Raw genomic sequence first — 19,768 nt, forward strand, 5'->3', positions numbered from 1 at the left:
GGATTATTCTGGTTTTAACTGGCAGAATAATCCTCTAAGACATGATTACGACCACAATCCTTTCCCGTAAGCGTATCCCACATGAAAAAATTTTTTCTTATTATTTTAAGCTTATGCGGTTTCATGCTTTCATATTCTGCTATGGCTGATGACAAAGTCACTCTGGAACTGAAAATGAAAGATGGTGACATGATGCCGTTAATTCTCAACGCTCCGGCCAACAAAATTATTCGGATTAAAATCACCAATATTGGCAAGGGTCCGGTTGAGTTTGAAAGCACTCAGCTGGTAAAGGAAAAAGTACTGGCACCGGGCGCTTCATCAGTGGTGGTAATAGCTCCGAAAAAACCCGGCACCTATATCTTTTTCGATGATTTCCACCTGAATAAGCCCAAAGGGCAGCTAATCGTAAAATAAGAACAGGATATAAATGGGACAAGTCATTTTTGTTGTCTGGCGCGAATGCTTCGAAGCACTGCTCGTTGTGGGTATTATTTATTCATGGATTAAACACAACCCCGAAAGCCGTAATGGTATGCCCTACCTGTATGGCGGAATAGGACTCGGTGTACTGATATCCATCATACTGGCTTTGATTATCAACGGTATATTTAAAGAACTTAGCGATGACCATCAAACAATATTTATGATGGGGATGTCTGTACTGGCCTGTATGCTGATTGTACAGATGGTGTACTGGATGAACAAACACGCCCGCAGCATGAAATCCTCACTGGAAAAGGAAATGGCGCAACAGGTAGCCCGCCATTCATGGTGGGGAGCATTATTTATTATTGCGATTGCCATTGCCCGTGAGGGCAGTGAAATCGTTGTATTCCTGTCTGGGCAAATCATGCAGCTTAACAGTCATAATTACGCCGGCTTTTGCATTGCCGTACTTATCGGTATCGCAGTATCAGCGCTAACTTTCTATGCCTTTATTCTGACCAGCCGCTTCATTCAGTGGAAAAAATTTTTTACCATAACCGGCATCATACTATTATTTCTGGCCATCTCATTACTTATGAGGGCAGTTGAAGATGGCACCAATATGTTACTGGAACATGACATTTCCATCCCCGATTTTCTGATTAGCCCGGCATGGGATACCTCATACTTGATTGACGATAGCGGTTTGATTGGCAGCTTCACGTCTTCACTCTTTGCCTACCGTTCGCAGCCAATGTGGATTAGCGTCATTACTTTTGGCGTATTCTGGCTGTTAATGGCAATACTTTTTTTAAGGAAAAAATCCAAATGAAGCAGCACAGGTTTTATGCTCTGTTCCTGTGCTCGCTGTTGCTACCGGCAATATCAGCGGCACACGGCTTAAGGGCACCTCTTATCGACGACACCAATGCAGTCACAGCCAAAGGCGATATTCCCACCCCTGCCAAATACCATTCAGCTATCAGGGCTTATCAGCAACAGGTTGTCCGGCAACTGAAAACCACGCAGCAATATCTTAATGCCATTGTACATGCCAGTCAGAGCGGGCAATTATTACAGGCACAGCAGGATTATGTCCGCGCACACCAGAGCTACGAACAGGTACGAGTGATAGTCAAACTGTTTGGCAATGCCGACCAGAACATCAATTCACGCGCTGATTACTATCTGCAAGGCATCAATAACCCTAGTTTCAGCGGGTTTCACCGATTGGAATATGAACTGTTTGTACGCAAAGACCTGCAACAGGCACAGGCAGAAGCCAGCAATCTGCAATATGGAATCATTGATTTACAGAAACGGGTAGCATCAGATGAGCTGGATATAGCCAAGGTTATCCAAGCGGCATCTGATTTTCTGGAAATGATTTTGCAAACCAAACTTGCCGGTAAGGAAAATCAGTACAGCCATAGCGATTTAGCCGATATTCAAGCCAATGTAACCGGTTCAGCCCAGATTGTGCAGCAGCTCGCTGACTTTATTCCGGCCGAGCAACGAGCAGCACTTGATAGTGGCTATCAGCAGATTTTTGCTGTTCTCCAGCACTATCAGTTACCACAAAATCAGTTTCAGAGCTTCAGTCAACTCAGCCAGACTGACCATGACAGCCTGTATTCGCTGTTAAGCATTCAGACCAGTCTTCTGGCGCAACTGCGGGCACAATTAGGCGTTCGTGTTTATTACAAGTACCCTCATTAAGGTTTAAGTTATGCAAAAGAATACCTTCAGACACCAGCCAGACTCAGCTGCCACGCCTGAAGACAATCCTGCCAGTCTCGGCCGCCGCCACGGCATGAAAATGCTGCTGGCCGGAGGACTGGGTATAGCCGGTATCGGTGCCAGCAAACCAGCCAGTGCGGCCAGCAACTGTACACACGATTATAATCAGGCAGTCGATTACTGGGGTAGCCATCAGGCCGGCGTAATCACACCAGACACTAAAGAAGCTATCTTTGTTACCTTTAATGTCACCACACGGGAAAAAGCTCAGCTACAACAATTATTGCAGCTTATTTCTCAACGCATCGCCTATCTCACCCGGCCTCAGCAACTGACCACAGGAAAAAATGATCAGCTACCACCAGTGGAATCCGGGCTGCTCGGCCATAACCTGTCACCCGATTCGCTTACCATTACCGTAGCGGTAGGTGCCAGCCTGTTTGACCAGCGCTTTGGTCTGGCCAAACACAAACCGAAAAAACTGATTCCCATGCCTCGCTTTCCCAATGACCGACTGGAAAAAAACTGGTGTGGCGGAGACTTATCGATTCAGTTTTGTGCCAACAGCCGCGAAAGCGTGATTTACGCCTTGCGCGACCTGATTAGTCACTGTAACAAGCTCATGGTACCGGTCTGGAAAATGGACGGGTTTCTGCCGGCTCGTGATATCGACAGGCACAGTACAGCCATCAATCTGTTTGGCTTTAAAGACGGCACCGGCAATGCACCCATCACCGATAGCAAACTGATGGATGAACTGGTATGGGTAACTGCCGCTAACCATGAACCTGCATGGTGTCTGGGTGGCAGTTATCAGGCTATCCGCCTGATTCGCTTTAATCTGGAATTCTGGGACAGAACACCACTGGAAGATCAGGAAAACGATTTTGGCCGTTACAAAATCAGTGGCGCACCTATCGGCATGCAGCACGAAATGGATGATCCGCAAATGAATCTCGACCCGCATGGCGACCGTATTCTGTTTGATTCCCACATGCGCCGTGCTGAACCACGTATTCCGGAACGGCATGTAGCCAAGCTGCGCCGGCGCAGCTTCAGTTACTCACTGGGTATCTTACCCAGTGGCCAGCTTGATATGGGACTGATTTTTGTTGCCTATCAGAATGACCTGAAAAAAGGCTTTATCGATACTCAGAACCGCCTAAATGGTGAACCACTGGAACGCTATATCAAGCCATTTGGTGGTGGCTTTTTCTTTGTATTACCCGGAATGGCCAGAGAAAACGATTATCTGGGCAAGCAGCTGCTTGAAGGATAAATCAGCAAGTAATGAGAACATACCTCATTCCTATCTAAGCCTGAATAGCCAGAAGCATATCCATATTAAAAGAGCACCCCCAGCATAAGCTGTGGTGCTCTGATTTATTTATTCAGGCGGGCATTCACCTGCCATCATCTCAGTCACGCAAAATCTTATCCACAATCTCACGGCTGTCTTTGGATAACCCTTCATGCTGCTGAATCCGCTGCAACTGTTCAGCCATTAATGCCTTACGCTGCGGTTCCAGCCGGCCATACAGATTAAATGCCTGCACCAGACGCGACGCCACCTGCGGATTAAATCCATCAATACGCAATATATGCTCAGCAATAAAGCGATAACCACTACCATCGGCAGCATGAAAATGCTGAATATTACGGCTAAAACTACCCAGTAATGAACGTACCTTGTTCGGATTTTCCAGACTGAAAGCCGGATGCTGCAATGCTGCCTGTACCTGTTGCAGGGTATCGGCACGCTGGCTGCTGCCAATCAGAACAAAATACTTATCCATCACCAGATCATCGTGCGCATGACGCTGAGCAAACTGGTTTAATAACTCATCGCGCTTGTCATCAGATAAATGATTAATGGCCGACAGCATTCCGAATTCATGCGTCATATTAGTGGCGCGCTGCGTATATTCACTTGCAATAGTTTGCAGTACTTGCGCACTGGCCTGTACTCCCCATTGCAATAAAGTATTGCGTAAGCTGCGAACACCGGCCAGATCAGGGTGATATTCCTGTGGTGCAGCGTGCTTACTGTTCTGCTCCTGTGTATCAGCCCATGTACGCCAGTGCGTCAGCGTGTCTTCCATACTGGCAGCCAAATCCTGCAACAATGCCTGCCGTGCACGTACATACAGCTCAGGATTAATGCTTTGCGCATCTTCCCATAATTCCGCTTCAGTCGGCACCTGTAGTAATACTGCTTTATAAGCCGGATCAATATCTGCATTCAGTGCTGCCGTAATGGCCTCAGCCAGCTCAGCATGATGAGGAGCTGGTTGATTTGCTTCCAGTGCAACCACATTAGCTGCTACAGCACGCCGGTACAGGGTTTGCGCAGCTTCCCAGCGGGCAAAGGAATCGCTGTCATGTGCCAGCAGCAACATCAAATCAGCATCGCTATACGGATAATCCAGTCTTACCGGTGCACTGAAACCGCGCAACAATGATGGTACTACCTCCTGTGCAACATCATGAAACACAAATGTCTGTTGTGCCTGATTAAATACCAGCACAGTTTCCTCTACCACCGCGTCTGTATCGGCCAGTCTGAATACCACAGATGTACCATCCCGACCAAGCAGCCCAACTTTAACCGGAATCACCATCGGCTGCTTGTCCGCCATATCAGGTGTGGGAGGAATATACTGCTGTAGATGCAGGCTGAACGTACGATTGCCTGCATCATATTCACCATGCGCCTTAATCTGCGGTGTACCGGCCTGACTGTACCATAAAGCAAACTGCTCCAGATTAACACCATTGGCATCAGCCATAGCCGCACGGAAATCATCACAAGTCACCGCCTGACCGTCATGGCGCTGAAAGTACAATTGCATACCTTTCTGAAAACCGGCTTCGCCCAGAAGTGTATGATACATGCGTACCACTTCAGCACCTTTCTCATACACAGTCAACGTATAGAAATTATTCATTTCTTCATATGAAGCCGGCCGTACCGGATGTGCCATCGGGCCGGCATCCTCGGCAAACTGCATACTGCGCAGTACCCTGACATTATGAATGCGGCGTACTGCCCTGCTGGCTCGATCGGCTGAAAATTCCTGATCACGGAATACCGTCAACCCCTCTTTCAGCGACAACTGAAACCAGTCACGACAAGTTACCCTGTTACCCGTCCAGTTATGGAAATACTCATGGCCAATCACCCCCTCAATTGCTTCAAAATCGGCATCAGTAGCCGTGTCACTGCTGGCGAGTACATATTTAGTATTGAATATATTCAGGCCTTTATTTTCCATGGCGCCCATATTGAAATCGCTCACGGCCACGACCATAAAAATATTCAAATCGTATTCCAAATTAAAACGCTCTTCATCCCACTGCATCGCATGCTTCAATGACTCCAGCGCAAAACCGGCCTTGGCACGGTCTTCCGGACGGGTATAAAATTTCAGCGCCACTTCTTTACCGCTGCGGGTGGTAAAACTGCCCTCCAGCATCGCCAGTTGTCCGGCCACCAGTGCAAACAGATAGCTTGGCTTGGCAAACGGATCACGCCAGCATACCCAGTGCCGGCCATTGTCCAGCTCACCACTGTCAATCAGATTACCATTGGACAACATAACCGGATAACGCTGCTTATCGCCAATTATCGTAGTGGTAAACTGGCTCATTACATCCGGCCGGTCAAAATAATAGGTAATCTTGCGAAAGCCTTCAGGTTCATTCTGGGTATACAGATTATCACCAGACTCATACAGCCCCATCAGCGTTTTGTTCTGTGCCGGATACAATCTGGTGGTAATCTCCAGCACAAATTCGCTATCTGGCACCACATGAATAATCAGCTTTTCATCTGCAACTGCATATTCATGCGGACACAAACACTTACCATTTAAAACAATCTGCAACAGCTCAGCACTACCATCCAGTACACAAGGTTTGTCTGCCTGCCGCGGCACCACAGTCATGCGATTGAGTACAGTAGCATAAGCATCTTCCAGAGAAAAAGTCAGATTAATATCAGCTACCGCAAAATCCGGTGCCTGATAATCTTTTAAGTAATGAACAACTTTATTTTCACTCATATTTAACACTCTTAATATCCAAATCTGTTCTGTCTATTGTACGGCTACCATGCACACAATCAACCCCATCACCACCATGCACAATGGCAATAACATTTACACCTGAACATGCAGCCATTATTACCCGGACACAATTCCTGCCATACACAATCTGTACCACTTGCACCAAACAGGTACTATTCATATCTAATCTGATAATCGTCAAGGCCACCAATACGACTACCGTTTTTCGTAATCGACAACAGTAATAATCCAGCCGTAGATAACGCCAGCTATACTGCATCATTATACCCACAGTAAGCAGCCTAACCATGCAGTTAATCAATCACAAAATCGAATGAATCAGAAAAACACCTGCAATAAAACCGGTCAGACGAAAAATAATAACTACCATACCCATACAAGATATAACGAGAAGATTTGAACAGTAATATCATCAATAGCTTCAGTCATCAAATCAGCGCAATTAAAATAATATTGTGCGGCGGGAACAGTCAGACAAAGTATTAACCATTATGAATAATCAACAGCAGTAAATGTAATGCCATCAGAGACACATGAAAGACTTGAATATTTTATTTGAAAAATGGCTGATTACAGTTATCAATGAGAAAGGGTAAAAAAGTTATACCATTCTGGCCGGAAAAAATTGATTTATATGAATTTTATACAAGTGGATTAATAGCTTAATTTTTCCTGTGGCAGAAAAAGTAGTCTATTGATAACTTTTTCAGCACTAACAACCCTTTTAAAAAATGAATTAGAACAATATAAATAAAATCAGTTTAGTTCAGACAATAGATGGGCAAAAACAACAACACAAACAGCGATAGTTTTTCATCATTATACAACCATATAATGCTTTCTGAATATTTTTAGCCATATTTGACTGGTCATATTCATACCTTTCCAACCATCATCAGCTCTAACGACAACATCTAAAAATTTCAGAATGTTTGACATTACTTAAATTAATATTATTCGCGGTGGGCTAACAAACTTCCTGCAAATTAAATAAATATCAGTTATTGATAACATTAACTATTCTTATCTAATCCGCACTTATTTAATACAACATCACCTCATTCATAACCCATACATTAAGATATTGCCAGCAACTGCAATAAATTGTGATACAGTATGATGATTTCAAGCTGGCTGTGCAGTTAACAGCACGCCCTATATTAAATATATGAATATAGATCTGCCAGTGCCCGAAATCCCTTTTTAGTATAAATAACTTAATACAGGGGATACTATCCCAAAAATTAAACCATGTTTTTGATTCCTGTTTTCCAGTCTCTAGAGGATACACCATGAACCGGCCACCCGAGTTAAAACGTACACTGAAAAACCGACATTTACAGCTAATTGCCATTGGCGGAGCAATCGGTACCGGCCTTTTTATGGGTTCAGGCCGCACCATCAGTCTGGCAGGACCATCTGTACTGCTTACCTATATCATCATCGGCGCATTTCTGTTTTTCGTTATGCGTGCCATGGGTGAGCTGCTATTGCACAATTTGCAGTACAAATCTTTTGTCGACTTCATCACTGATATTCTTAATCCCACTGTTGGCTATTATGTTGGCTGGTCATACTGGTTTTGCTGGGTTGTGATTGGCATGGCCGATATCGTGGCCATTACCGGCTATACCCAGTTCTGGTGGCCAGAAATCCCACTCTGGCTGCCCGGTATCATATGTATTATTGTCCTGCTGACATTGAATCTGTTATCCGTCAAACTGTTTGGTGAGCTGGAATTCTGGTTTGCACTGATCAAGATTCTGGCTATTCTGGCACTGATTGGCTGTGGCGGCTATCTATTACTCAGCGGCTTTGTCGGCCCCAGCGGCATTCCGGCACGAATCAGCAATTTATGGTCTTATGGTGGCTGGATGCCACATGGCTGGTCTGGTTTTTTTGCTGCCTTTCAGATTGCCATCTTCGCCTTTGTTGGTATTGAACTGGTTGGCACCGCATCTGCCGAAACAGATGATCCTAACACTACCTTGCCAGCAGCCATCAATAAAATACCAGTGCGCGTGATTGTCTTTTATGTATTGGCCTTAACCATCATCATGACAGTTACCCCGTGGAGCAAGGTGGCACCAGACCGTAGCCCGTTTGTGAATATGTTCACCCTGATTGGCATCAGTGCCGCAGCATCGATTATTAATTTTGTCGTGCTGACCTCAGCCTTATCCTCGGCCAATAGTGGCATGTTTTCCACTGGCCGTATGCTGTACGGTTTATCGAAAAATGGCGTTGCGCCGAAAGCCTTTGCGCGACTGTCTGCCAGTGGCGTACCACAAAACGGTTTATTCTACTCCTGCGCGCTGCTGCTGATCGGTATTGGACTGCTCTATGCCGAAGGTGATGTTATGAAAGTATTCACCATCGTTACAACTGTATCCAGCATCTGTTTTATCTTTGTCTGGGCAGTTATTCTGATTGCCTACCTGCGTTATCGCAAGCTTTATCCAGAGGCTCATGCGCGCTCAGTCTACAAAATGCCTTTTGGCATACCCATGTGTTATGCATGTCTGATTTTCTTTGTATTTGCGCTGTACCTGTTCAGCCAGGATAAGGATACCCTTACCGGCTTAGTAGCGACACCGGTCTGGTTCATTCTGCTGACCATATTCCTGCCCCTGTATCGTCAGCAACTGAAAAAATGCATTGCCTATTCAGACAACACTAATAAATCCCATTAACAGAAAAATCTGTCCTGTTTAACTGCCATAAATGCAGCTAAACAGGACAAGATGATTGACAATAAACAATAAAGCGCTTTCGCGCTTTATTTTCTATTATTCGTATTCAGGATAGTGCCAGAATGGCTGTCCAACCTGTGGCGTAGAAGCCTGCGCATTATGCCGCGGCACTACTGGTTCCGCTTCATAAGCCAGCCGACCAGCATTAACCGCCTGCGCAAACGCCTCGGCCATCATTACCGGATAACCACTGCGCGAAACTGCCGTATTAAGCAATACACCATCAAAGCCCCATTCCATGACTTTTGCTGCATGTGAAGGTAACCCCAATCCAGCATCCACAAGCAGCGGAATATCTGGCAAACGTTCACGCAACACATGTAGGGCGTATTCATGTACCGGCCCCAGACCTGTGCCAATCGGAGCAGCCCAGGGCATCAGTGCCTGACAACCAACATCCAGCAAACGACGGCAGACAATTAAATCTTCTGTACAATACGGCAATACCTTAAAACCAGCCTTAATCAGAATATCCGCCGCCTGTACCAATTGAAATACATCTGGCTGCAAAGTATCATCGTCACCAATCAATTCCAGCTTGATCCAATCAGTTTCAAATACTTCGCGCGCCATCTGTGCCGTAGTCACCGCCTCTTCCACACTCAGACAACCGGCGGTATTGGGAAGAATAGGCAAAGCCAGCTCCTGTAACAAACCCCATAAACCCTGCCCATGCTCGGCTGAGCTAGCCGCCTGCCGGCGTAACGCTACAGTAATCATGGCTGGTTGCGCTTTTCTTACTGCTGCGCGCAGCACGTCCGGATTAGGATAAGCAGCAGTGCCCAACAACAAACGACTATCAAACTGCTTATCATAAAGTTGCAAAGCCATAAGCCTTCCCCTCTGCACATAACATTAACAAATACACCCAAACAACCGGCAGCCATCCTGAGTGAAAAGAATTAGATTTTATAACCAGAACAACCACTTTGCATCTGTTTTATCAAACAGAATAACATTGAATAAGCTTACTGCACGCCAGCTTATGCCAGAAGAATTACCACTGATAACTACTCATGCCTATGGCGTGATACAGCACCTAAAATAATAACTGGTAACAGTACTTACCGTTATGCCCATGTAAATCTTCATAATAAGAAAATAGCAGTCAGAAACAACAGATATTTCCCAATCTCAGAATAAACATGAGCACAATGCGATTAACTACAGATATCAGATTTGACCTGCCAGCCGACAATTATACTTAACCGCCACGTGTGGAAAATCAGACAAAGCTTACTGAAATTCCGGATCTGGTTTCTTGGTCAGGCGGCTACGCAGATCACGGCGGAAAACCTCAATCGTCCACATCCATAACAGCGTACCTACCAGCTCAGAAAACAGCTCATCAAACGGCAGATTCCATAGTGCCGGTGACAGATTCAGTATCGGCAACATCATACCGTGAAACAGAATAGTCACCCCGATACCAAACGCCAGCCCCTGCCACAGCTTGACTTTAGGAAAAAGCTCCGCAGCCACACAGTAAATCACCGCCCATGCAATCGAAAACAGAATATGCACAGCACTGCCGCCCCAGTTCACTACCTGATCAGAATAAGTGTAGATCATATTGTGCATATCAATGCCCATATCCTGAATCATCTGAATTGGCGGAGCCACACGGTCTGGCGTGCGTGGCGGCATCACGCCCTCCGTACCGGATTTCACAAAAGCTGAAATCAGACCACCCATAATACCGGCCAGAAAAGCCACCCCATAATGGCGACTGGCTGGCTGAGTGCGAGCAAACAGATCAGACATAAACTTAATTCCTCTTAATATAATAATTAATATTATTTTTTATTAATTAGTTTATAACAAAGTCGCAAGTGTAAATGTAGATCAGAGACTAATTCAAGCTAATTTACCCTTCAAAGCCACAGCAACTTAAATATCAATAGCAAAAAAATCTGTCTGCTCATTCATCTATCTGCAAGCTGATTTTATTTATAAACACAAAAGCATATTTTTAGCATATCTTTCCAGCCACAAACATCAATTCATTTAGAAATTAACAGACTAAATTGATTTATCAGCATGCAAAGACTATCCCTAGCCGAATAGCGAAAAACCTGTATTCAAGCGGAGCTTCTAAAATAAAATCAGAACCGCAGCCAATATACTAGCCGCCCACTACCGGGCTTACAATATCCACCCTGTCCTGCGGTTGTAAATGATAGCTTGAATACTGCTTTCTGGTCACAAAAGATGTATTTACAGCAACAGCAAATGGCGTTTCAGGCATCAGATACTCCACCAGATCAGCGACAGTCTGGCCATCAAAATCAATTACCTCATCATTAACACAAATATGCATCAATTCCCTTCCCCATTTTGATTGACGGCTAAAACATCAATGTCATAGCACGCCTGAGCATCAGGTAATGGCTGCTGTTGCATCAAAGCCTGCAATACACGCACCGTAGCAATACTCACCGCAGGTGAAATCATAAAACCATGTCGGAACAGACCATTAACCATGACAACACGACTCAGCTTATCATAGCGTATTTCCGGATTTTCATGATTAAGCGTAGGCCGCAGCTCAGCCAGACTTTCCAGAATCCGTGCCTCACCAAAGGCCGGATGAACCGTATGCAGAGCAGACATCAGCTCCAAACCACTGCGTACACTCAGATTACTGTCATCTTCACTTTCAATCTGCGTAGCCCCGATAACAAACAGCTTATTCTGCTTGGGTGCAATATAAATTGGATAGCGCGGATGCAATACCCGAACTGGTCGCCGAAGCTCAATATCCGGCGCATAAACACGTAATACTTCTCCTCGTACCCCACGTAAGCGGCTTTGACCGTAGCGATTCCAGTTACTTTTGCCACCGTAGCCACGACAATCCAGTGTCCAGTGTGCCAAAGCAGCACATTCCGCCAAATCACGCCTACACCCCCAATGGCAGTTCACCTGTAACCGGTCGAGCTCATCCGCCAGAGCCAGCAGAATCTGACGGTTATCCAGTTGCCCTTCCGTCGGCAAAAACAGCCCTTGCTGAAAGCGGCCGGCCAGCTGTGGTTCGTGTTCACTAATCTCCTGATTGTGCCATAGCCGCCAGACACTACTGTCCTGATGGGCTCGTTGCAAATGCTGGGAAAATTGCTTGGCCAAAGCCTGATCCTGCGCATGCCACACAATCAGCGAACCATTTTGCTGCATGAATACCGGTATCGGAAATGAATTCACCCACTGGCGCCAGATGGGCAAGCTGGCATAGCCTAGCTGTACCACCAGCGGCGTTGCGTCCACCGCTTCAGCTGTTGGTGCCAGCATCGCAGCAGCAGCAAAAGCAGCAGCCTCTTCACCATTACGCTTACCAGCATTGAGCAATACCACCTTGCAGCCCTGATCTGCCAGTAACCACGCAGTCAGACGCCCCAATAAACCACCACCCAGCACCGCAACATCAAATTGTTTCATTGCGCACCTATTTTCTTTGAGCTGAAGCCTTATCCCGAGGTATCGGCCTGTATCCCTTAGCGCCAGCAATTAATCCAAACAAAACATTACACAGTATTCATTTATCCGTTTCTTGAATAAATCCAGCCCAGCAAGTATAACCTCTATATAACTCATAACAGGTATCCCCTATCATGGCTAAGGTTTTTCCGTTACATCCTAAACATCCCGAACGAATCTGTTGGGGCTGCGACAAATACTGCCGTGCCGATGACCTGCAATGCGGTAATGGCAGCATCCGTATTCCTCATCCCTGTGAGGATTTCGGCGAACAGTGGTATCTGGATGGAGACTGGTCAGGCCTACTCTCCGACGCACAGCGCGCGCAAATTGCCATAACCAGTAAATCATCCGCGCCAGAAATTAAAGCACAAAAGCCCCACATCAAACTGGCTTTAAAAAAATAGCTCAACTTCCCTGATATCACACCCTACTGTTAGAACCCATACCGCAAAAAATTTCCTTAAACCGGCTCATAGTATTTACTAAGACATCTATTCTGAATCAAATAAACAATTACCAGTAATAGACCACATAAACATAGCAGCAATAGCCGCAACACCCATAGCCTGTATTCACACCACAGCAGATAGCCTCAGCGTAACGTACCATAAATAATTCAGAATACGGGTGGCACTAAAAAACCAGCCGGCACACCTTAAAATTACAGTTGGACAAACGCTACAGCAGAAAAAAATAAACCGCCTGCAAACATTCGCAGGCGAGTATCAAAAACCTTCAAGATCCTCTAAATTTTAGATTATGCCTCTGTATTCTTGGATTTTTTCAGACGAAACGCCTGTGTTACACACTGTAATTTATAAGCACAATTTTGGCAATAGTCTGTAAAACCAGCGCGACAAAAGACAACAATCATCTTATTTTTCTTAAATACTATTATTGATATTGCTCAAAAATAGCAAATTATCGAATTTTATAGCTACATAAGCAAAAAAGGGCAGATGATATAACCATCATCTGCCCATATGCTACACAACTTAGATGCAATAAACCGTTTAGCTCATCTGTACTGCCTGAATTGCAGTCAGCGCAACAGTGTAGACAATATCTTCAATCAGAGCACCACGAGACAAATCATTCACCGGTTTGTTCAGACCCTGCAACATCGGCCCTACACTCAGCACATGCGCACTGCGCTGTACCGCTTTATAAGTTGTGTTACCGGTATTTAAATCGGGGAACACAAATACCGTTGCCTGACCGGCAACCTTACTGTCTGGCGCTTTCTGTTTGCCCACGCTCGGCACACTAGCCGCATCATACTGCAAAGGTCCGTCGATATGCAGATCGGGGCGTTTTTGCTGTGCCAGTTTAGTGGCAGCCGTAACCGTTTCCACATCAGCACCACTGCCAGATGAACCAGTAGAATAAGAAATCATCGCTACTTTTGGTTCAATACCAAATGCTTTAGCAGAATCCGCAGACTGAATAGCAATATCAGCCAGCTGCTCGGCTGTAGGATTCGGATTTACCGCACAGTCACCATATACCAACACCTGATCCGGCATCAGCATAAAGAATACACTGGATACCAGACTGGCACCCGGAGCAGTCTTAATCAGCTGCAAGGCAGGGCGAATAGTATTGGCTGTGGTATGCACAGCACCGGATACCAGACCATCCACATCACCTGTAGCCAGCATCATAGTGCCCAGAACTACCGTATCCTGCAACTGTTCCGCAGCCTGTTCCGGTGTCAATCCCTTGCTCTTTCGCAATTCCACCATAGGCGCAATATAACGTTCACGGATACTGTCAGGGTCAACGATTTCCAGCGTGGCGGGTAAAGTAATTCCTTTCGCCTGCGCTACTTCTTCCACCTCAGCTTTTTTCGCCAGCAGTACACAACGGGCAATACCTTTATTTTCACAAATGGCAGCCGCAGCAATCGTGCGTGGTTCATTACCCTCAGGCAGAACAATGCGTTTATTCGCAGCACGGGCACGCGCCATCATCTGATAACGGAATGCCGCCGGTGCCAAATGTTCTGCTACCGGTTTTGCCAGCTCCCCACAAAGCAGCTCAGCATTTAACTGAGCAGCCACAGCCTTGGCTACATCTTGAGCCTGAGCCACATCCACACCAGCGGATATAGCCGTAACCACACCGATACATTGAAGCTTTTTGCCGTGTGCAGCCAGTGCAGCCTGCACTTCAGCGGCAAAACCGGCTGCCGGTGTATGCTGAGCATCAGCAGTTAAAATAAAACCACTGATTTCAGTATGCCCATATGCATAATCATGCATAGCCAATTGCAGCTGGGCAGCCACCGCTGCCGGCGTCTGTTCCGCTACTGCGGCCACCAGAATTACCCGTGCATTTAATGCAGCCGCAATCTTCACATTTTGTGCTGGCAAGTAAGTTCGGCCGGCTTCAGGCACAGCCCCTTCAACCACCACCACATCGTGTTTCGCTTCTGCCATCTGATAAAAAGCAGCAACAAACTCTTCTACTACATCATCTGCCTGCCCCTGATACACACGCTCATCCAGACTGGCCAGAGACTGTGGCGCAGGTAAATTTTGCTGTAATACAGTTTGCACCAACGCAGATGTATTATCCGCAGCCACATCCGCAACAACTGGTTTGAAATACAGCGGCACATGTCCGGCCTGCACAAAAGCCTGTGCTACGCCCAAACCTACCGCGGTCAGACCTGTTTGAGCGCCGGTTGGCACCAGCAAAAATTGCGACATAACTATCCCTTTCGTCTAAATAACACCAGCAGCAACCGCTGCACTTACTTTATCCCTAACGATTATAATTTACTTCGTTTCACCATATCACAAACTACATCAACTTTTGCATGAAAAAACATTAGTCAGCCGGATATATCCACTTACCACCACCATTCCAGTTCTGATTTAACTTACCCAATCACCCATTACCTGAATCAGATATCAGATATGCATGACAACCCAAGCAATTTTTTGTCATTTCATCCGCACAGATAGCAAGCCAAACTAAAAAACAGCCATCATCCAAATCCGCAAAACAAGCTGGCAATAACAACAGCCATATAAACAGAATACATAGATAGATCAACTTTCTTAACCGGGCTAACAGCCTACCCTTGATATCTATTCTGTATCACTAATTTAGTATTTCAGCATTTTCCAGTTTCTGTGTACACTCTAGCAGCAAGATCACCCCTGAATTACGCTGAACATCAATAACACCTCAACCAACCCTAATGACATAAAATCAGGGCAATATTAATGTAGCTGTTAGTCAAATACTCAAATAATGAAAAAAAACTTTTTATATCCTATTGCATTTACTTTTCTCATCTTATGTTCTTTATATTTATATGGAAAAGTTGCTATGGACAAATTAACGACCAGAGAAAATTCTTCGAAAGCGTCCGCAGATAGGGCAAGCCGATTAAAAACAGTGGGCACTTTTTTAAAGCTCCACTGGAATTGCATTTGAGAGTACAGGCGCAGTGCATGTCATCAATTGGTCTGGCGACTCGGTTACTAAGATTAAAGCCAGTGGTGAGCATGAAACCGTCTACACAGATATTTCTGCTCCTGCCGGCATTGCGATCGATGCTGATGATAATATCTGCATCTCCTCATATCATGATAATGATATTTTAAAAATAGCCACTAACGGAAAGTCTCAAAAATTTCAGATGGCTACCACACACCAACAGGTATTGCTTTTTCTAACTCAGGAAAATTACTTATTACTAATCGATCAAGTGGGGAAATTATTGCGCTGGATTTAAAAATACGAAAAATTGATGTAAAAACAAAAACCGTAAGCACAATAGTTTCATCTTCGCCCGGTGCCGTTGTATTAGCTTTTCATAACAATCGTTACTATATTGGCACATGGCAGAATGAACCTGTTTATATGTATAGCAATAATTAAAGTAACCACATAATCGCTCATTAAGCTGATTATCGTCTCAGACTATTAAACATAGTAGGCTGATACCTAAAAGAACTTAGATTGCTTACATAGCCAATCTAAGTTCACGATTCAATTCAAAATACACCCTAAAAATTAGCACACCAACGTTTTCTAACCAGAATGCGGCATAAGTAAATTCCAAAAACTTAACCGCATCATTTAGTCTTGTACAGCAACTTCCCCATTAGTGCCCACAATGAGAATTAACCTGCCGGTAAAACCAGCGCACCAGAAATTTCTTGTGCCCGATTAGCGTATACTGACTTAAAAATTCTGTATAAAAAACGGTAACACCAGACTTCAGAGGCTATCACTATCAAAATTATCACCAACCAAAACCCTGTCTAACTCAGACCTCAATACACACCATCATCTGGTAAGCTGTGTAGACAAACATCTGCCAATCTAAAGGTGGCCGTCATCCCCGCGCTACAGATTAGCCAGCGCCCTACTCATCTCATAAAAATCGCCCCGCATTTGAGACCACAGATTTTCACGCGCCTGACCAAACTGCTCTTCACGGCCAAGCAGTTTACCTTCAGTAAAAGCTGTATATTTTCTTGGCACATGGCCATCAAACCAGTAATAAGTCTGCGATGAAGTACTTTTTGCACTATAGCTACGGTTTAAATCATACAGCCCGCTGGAATGCACTTCCGCCACCATTTCTGCCTCATTAACCGTCTTCACACTATACTGTTTAAAATAAAAATCCTCATAAACAGGCTGATCCACCATATTGCCATTATCATCAGCCACCTGCTTCGTGCCCACCCTTAGATTTTCATGCTTGTCATGGGTTTCAATATTCTCCTTATACTGCTGAAATTGCCCATGACTCATACTCACATCAATCACCAGATTAGCCGCACCGGCACTGCTGACAAAACTCACATAATTTTTTTGCAGCGCAGAGCGGATATGGTCAGCCAGATAGCTATTGCCGCGGACAAAGATCTGTACCTGCCCCTTACGTGCATAAACATCAGCCAGTTTAGTTGCATTTTTATATGAATTACCATAAGGACTGTATACCTCACTGGCCGCACTGAACAAACTGGCTGCCTCACGGTACTCACTCAAATGTTTTGCTTTACGCACAATAGCCTGCGCCCGCTGATACTGGTTTTCTGCCTCAATAGTGCGCCATTTTTTTTCATAGATATCAGCCAGCTTAGCACTATCCTTATATTTACCTAAAGGCAGATAAACCTCATGCGCCTTACGAAAATTTTCTGCTGCCTGCTTATAATTGCGCTCTTTCACATCCGCCTGCGCATCAGCATAAAATTCCTGTGCAGCAGTTTTATAATACAGCTTCTGATTATCCTCAGCGCGCTTATGGATATCTTTATAATTAAAATATTCATAGCCCTGACGATACAACTTGGCCTTGCGCAGATAATCATGACTATTAGTCGCCACAATAGCACTGGCCTGCTGGTAAAACTGTATCGCCAGAGATTCTTTCAGCCCGTCTACCGTATACAAACTTAAATATTGCTCTATATAAGAACTGTAGCTTTTATCTTCCAGCTCAGTTTTCAGCGCCAGCAACAACTGATAATTCTTAATCCGCGTATCATAATCCGTAGCAGCCGCCTGCTGAATATTTTTCTGTGCCATTTCGGTCAGGCTGCCAACTGTAGCCTGCAAATACAGAATATCCTTGTCTTTCCATGGTTTATTCTGTTGCTTGAGCTTCTGGCTTTTCGCATTAAAATTAGTAGCCAGAATTTTCACCCCACCGATATAGTCACCGGTTTTAAACTTGTCTTCCGGCTTAACCGGCAGCACACAACTTGCCAAAAACAAACACAAAACAACCAGTAAAAGTTTCCTCATAGAGATATCCCCTCAACTATAAAAACAAGCATCTGGCAAAAAATAAAACCGCATATTAACATTGACTAAAAAAGCCGACAATCAATACCCCTACTCGAATAACCCCATATCGTACAAACATCATTTCTGCATCAGAATACTGACGCAAACCACCCAATACAGCCACCGTTTTGATAGCAAAAACTGCGACACTGAACCACAACAATGCAGTAAGCATTCTGATGTGCTGAAATTAAGCTAAAATACAGATACCATAGCAGCAAACCGATCGAAAGCTTCCTCAAAAACCCACACCCTGCGATAGCAATCCATCACGCCCCTAATCGTATCAACTAAAGATAACTGATAATGCTATTTAAAAGAAAAAACCCATACTACAATCCGGCGAAAGCCCATCACACCCCCTATGGCTTCCGCAATCTGGAGCCAACCGTCATCAAGCAGCTTGAAGTCTGGCGCTGGAGCTGGGAAAGACACCGCCAGCACCTGCCCAAACCACCGCAACACGGCTATGAGCTTTTTGCCCGCAACTGGTATCAGACACCAGACTTTACCCTCAGTGGCAACCGCCTGTGGTGGATTAGTCATGCCACACTGCTGCTGCGTTTACAAAACTGCATGATTATTACCGACCCGGTATTCTCACAGCGAGTATCACCTGTCACCTTTGCCGGTCCGAAACGCCGTACCCAGCCAGCAGCCAGCATCGCCCAGCTTCCTCCCATTGATGTTATCGTCTTATCACACAACCATTACGATCATCTGGACAAAACCAGTATCCGCCAGCTGGCTGCCCGTTTTCCGGCCATCACAGCCGTTGTGCCATTAGGCCTGAAAAATATTCTACAAAAACTGGGCATTAATAACATAGTTGAACTGGACTGGTGGGAACAGGTAAGCATCAAAAATATTCAGTTTCATGCCGTACCGGCACATCACTGGAGTCAGCGCGGTATCATCGACCGTAATCATAGTCTGTGGTGTGGCTGGATCATGCAAACCACTCAGGGCAGCAGCACTTATTTCAGTGGCGACACCGGATTCAGCGAAATAATGTTCCGGCAGATAGCTGAACATTTTGCACCCATAGACATGGCCGCCATCCAGATAGGTGCCTATGCACCGCGCTGGTTTATGCACAATCAGCATATCGACCCACAGCAGGCAGTAACTATTTTTAAAATGCTGCAATGCCGGCAGGCCATTGGTATCCACTGGGGCGCTTTTGAACTAACCGATGAACCACTGGATGAACCGCCACAACTGCTGGCCTCAGCCTGTGCGCAGCAACAACTTGCCCCCGGTCGCTTCGAAAGTATCAAAATGGGAGCCAGCCGCATCATTCCTGCCTGATCTTGTACAGCAACAGCAAAAGCTGCAATCTCTTCCTAAAACTTGATTTTTCATGGGCATTTTACTGAAAACACTACTAGCCTAATCCAGCATACTTTATACAATCTTATGAAGATTCAGAATTGTATTCGATTTTATCAACAT

Annotated in this window: 17 protein-coding genes; 8 read left to right on the forward strand and 9 right to left on the reverse strand. The window is 45.2% G+C overall.

The features are described from left to right. Positions 1-81 precede the first annotated feature (81 nt). From J6578_RS07350 to efeB, 4 genes are read left to right on the forward strand one after another with little or no spacing between them, the layout of a single operon-like run. On the forward strand, positions 82-417 hold the full coding sequence (locus J6578_RS07350) for a cupredoxin domain-containing protein (protein WP_100150124.1): 336 nt from the start codon (positions 82-84) through the stop codon (positions 415-417). A 13-nt stretch (positions 418-430) separates the two neighbouring features. Beyond that, positions 431-1,261, forward strand: coding sequence for an FTR1 family iron permease (locus J6578_RS07355; protein WP_093091885.1), 831 nt, complete (start codon positions 431-433; stop codon positions 1,259-1,261). After that, positions 1,258-2,148 (forward strand): EfeM/EfeO family lipoprotein, encoded by an 891-nt coding sequence (locus J6578_RS07360; RefSeq protein ID WP_287951230.1) that lies wholly within the window; start codon positions 1,258-1,260, stop codon positions 2,146-2,148. Before J6578_RS07355 ends, J6578_RS07360 begins: the two co-directional genes overlap by 4 nt. A gap of 10 nt (positions 2,149-2,158) precedes the next feature. Further along, the gene (gene efeB / locus J6578_RS07365; protein WP_287951231.1) at positions 2,159-3,448 is read left to right on the forward strand and encodes an iron uptake transporter deferrochelatase/peroxidase subunit; all 1,290 of its coding nucleotides are present in this window, start codon (positions 2,159-2,161) and stop codon (positions 3,446-3,448) included. A gap of 139 nt (positions 3,449-3,587) precedes the next feature. Here efeB and pepN read toward each other — a convergent pair whose 3' ends face one another. Together pepN and J6578_RS07375 are read right to left on the reverse strand one after the other, a co-directional pair. Continuing rightward, positions 3,588-6,233, reverse strand: a complete 2,646-nt coding sequence (gene pepN, locus J6578_RS07370) for an aminopeptidase N (protein WP_093091879.1) — start codon at positions 6,231-6,233, stop codon at positions 3,588-3,590. Next, positions 6,226-6,519 (reverse strand): hypothetical protein, encoded by a 294-nt coding sequence (locus tag J6578_RS07375; protein ID WP_287951232.1) that lies wholly within the window; start codon positions 6,517-6,519, stop codon positions 6,226-6,228. The genes pepN and J6578_RS07375 overlap by 8 nt, the downstream gene beginning before the upstream one ends. A gap of 1,030 nt (positions 6,520-7,549) precedes the next feature. Here J6578_RS07375 and J6578_RS07380 point away from each other — a divergent pair. After that, the gene (locus tag J6578_RS07380; RefSeq protein ID WP_287954238.1) at positions 7,550-8,950 is read left to right on the forward strand and encodes an amino acid permease; all 1,401 of its coding nucleotides are present in this window, start codon (positions 7,550-7,552) and stop codon (positions 8,948-8,950) included. 96 nt (positions 8,951-9,046) lie between these two features. Here J6578_RS07380 and J6578_RS07385 read toward each other — a convergent pair whose 3' ends face one another. From J6578_RS07385 to J6578_RS07400, 4 genes are all read right to left on the reverse strand, one after another. Next, on the reverse strand, positions 9,047-9,841 hold the full coding sequence (locus tag J6578_RS07385) for a thiazole synthase (protein ID WP_093091875.1): 795 nt from the start codon (positions 9,839-9,841) through the stop codon (positions 9,047-9,049). Between the two features lie 405 nt (positions 9,842-10,246). Then, the gene (locus J6578_RS07390) at positions 10,247-10,774 is read right to left on the reverse strand and encodes a YagU family protein (protein WP_287954240.1); all 528 of its coding nucleotides are present in this window, start codon (positions 10,772-10,774) and stop codon (positions 10,247-10,249) included. A gap of 361 nt (positions 10,775-11,135) precedes the next feature. Further along, a complete protein-coding gene (thiS, locus tag J6578_RS07395) occupies positions 11,136-11,330 on the reverse strand; it encodes a sulfur carrier protein ThiS (RefSeq protein ID WP_093091871.1) in 195 nt (64 codons plus the stop codon). After that, complete coding sequence (locus J6578_RS07400) at positions 11,330-12,445, reverse strand: FAD-dependent oxidoreductase (RefSeq protein ID WP_287954242.1); 1,116 nt, start codon at positions 12,443-12,445, stop codon at positions 11,330-11,332. The genes thiS and J6578_RS07400 overlap by 1 nt, the downstream gene beginning before the upstream one ends. 173 nt (positions 12,446-12,618) lie before the next feature. Here J6578_RS07400 and J6578_RS07405 point away from each other — a divergent pair, with 173 nt between their 5' ends. Next, complete coding sequence (locus J6578_RS07405) at positions 12,619-12,891, forward strand: DUF3079 domain-containing protein (protein ID WP_037407349.1); 273 nt, start codon at positions 12,619-12,621, stop codon at positions 12,889-12,891. Positions 12,892-13,500: 609 nt separating this feature from the next. On the opposite strand, the gene pta is transcribed toward J6578_RS07405, so the two are convergent. Continuing rightward, complete coding sequence (gene pta, locus J6578_RS07410) at positions 13,501-15,201, reverse strand: phosphate acetyltransferase (protein ID WP_287954244.1); 1,701 nt, start codon at positions 15,199-15,201, stop codon at positions 13,501-13,503. A 749-nt stretch (positions 15,202-15,950) separates the two neighbouring features. Between pta and J6578_RS07415 the strand changes: the two genes are divergently transcribed. Beyond that, entirely contained in the window at positions 15,951-16,238 is a 288-nt protein-coding gene (locus tag J6578_RS07415; protein WP_287954246.1) for an NHL repeat-containing protein, read from the forward strand. A 617-nt stretch (positions 16,239-16,855) separates the two neighbouring features. Here the strand turns inward: J6578_RS07415 and J6578_RS07420 are convergent. Next, entirely contained in the window at positions 16,856-18,271 is a 1,416-nt protein-coding gene (locus tag J6578_RS07420) for a hypothetical protein (RefSeq protein WP_287954247.1), read from the reverse strand. Between the two features lie 55 nt (positions 18,272-18,326). Further along, positions 18,327-18,488, reverse strand: a complete 162-nt coding sequence (locus J6578_RS07425; RefSeq protein WP_239351141.1) for a hypothetical protein — start codon at positions 18,486-18,488, stop codon at positions 18,327-18,329. Positions 18,489-18,619: 131 nt separating this feature from the next. On the opposite strand from J6578_RS07425, the gene J6578_RS07430 reads away from it, so the two are divergent. Then, entirely contained in the window at positions 18,620-19,624 is a 1,005-nt protein-coding gene (locus J6578_RS07430) for an MBL fold metallo-hydrolase (RefSeq protein ID WP_239351139.1), read from the forward strand. Positions 19,625-19,768 lie beyond the last annotated feature (144 nt).

It is taken from the genome of Snodgrassella sp. (assembly GCF_024103505.1).
Lineage (GTDB): Bacteria > Pseudomonadota > Gammaproteobacteria > Burkholderiales > Neisseriaceae > Snodgrassella > Snodgrassella communis.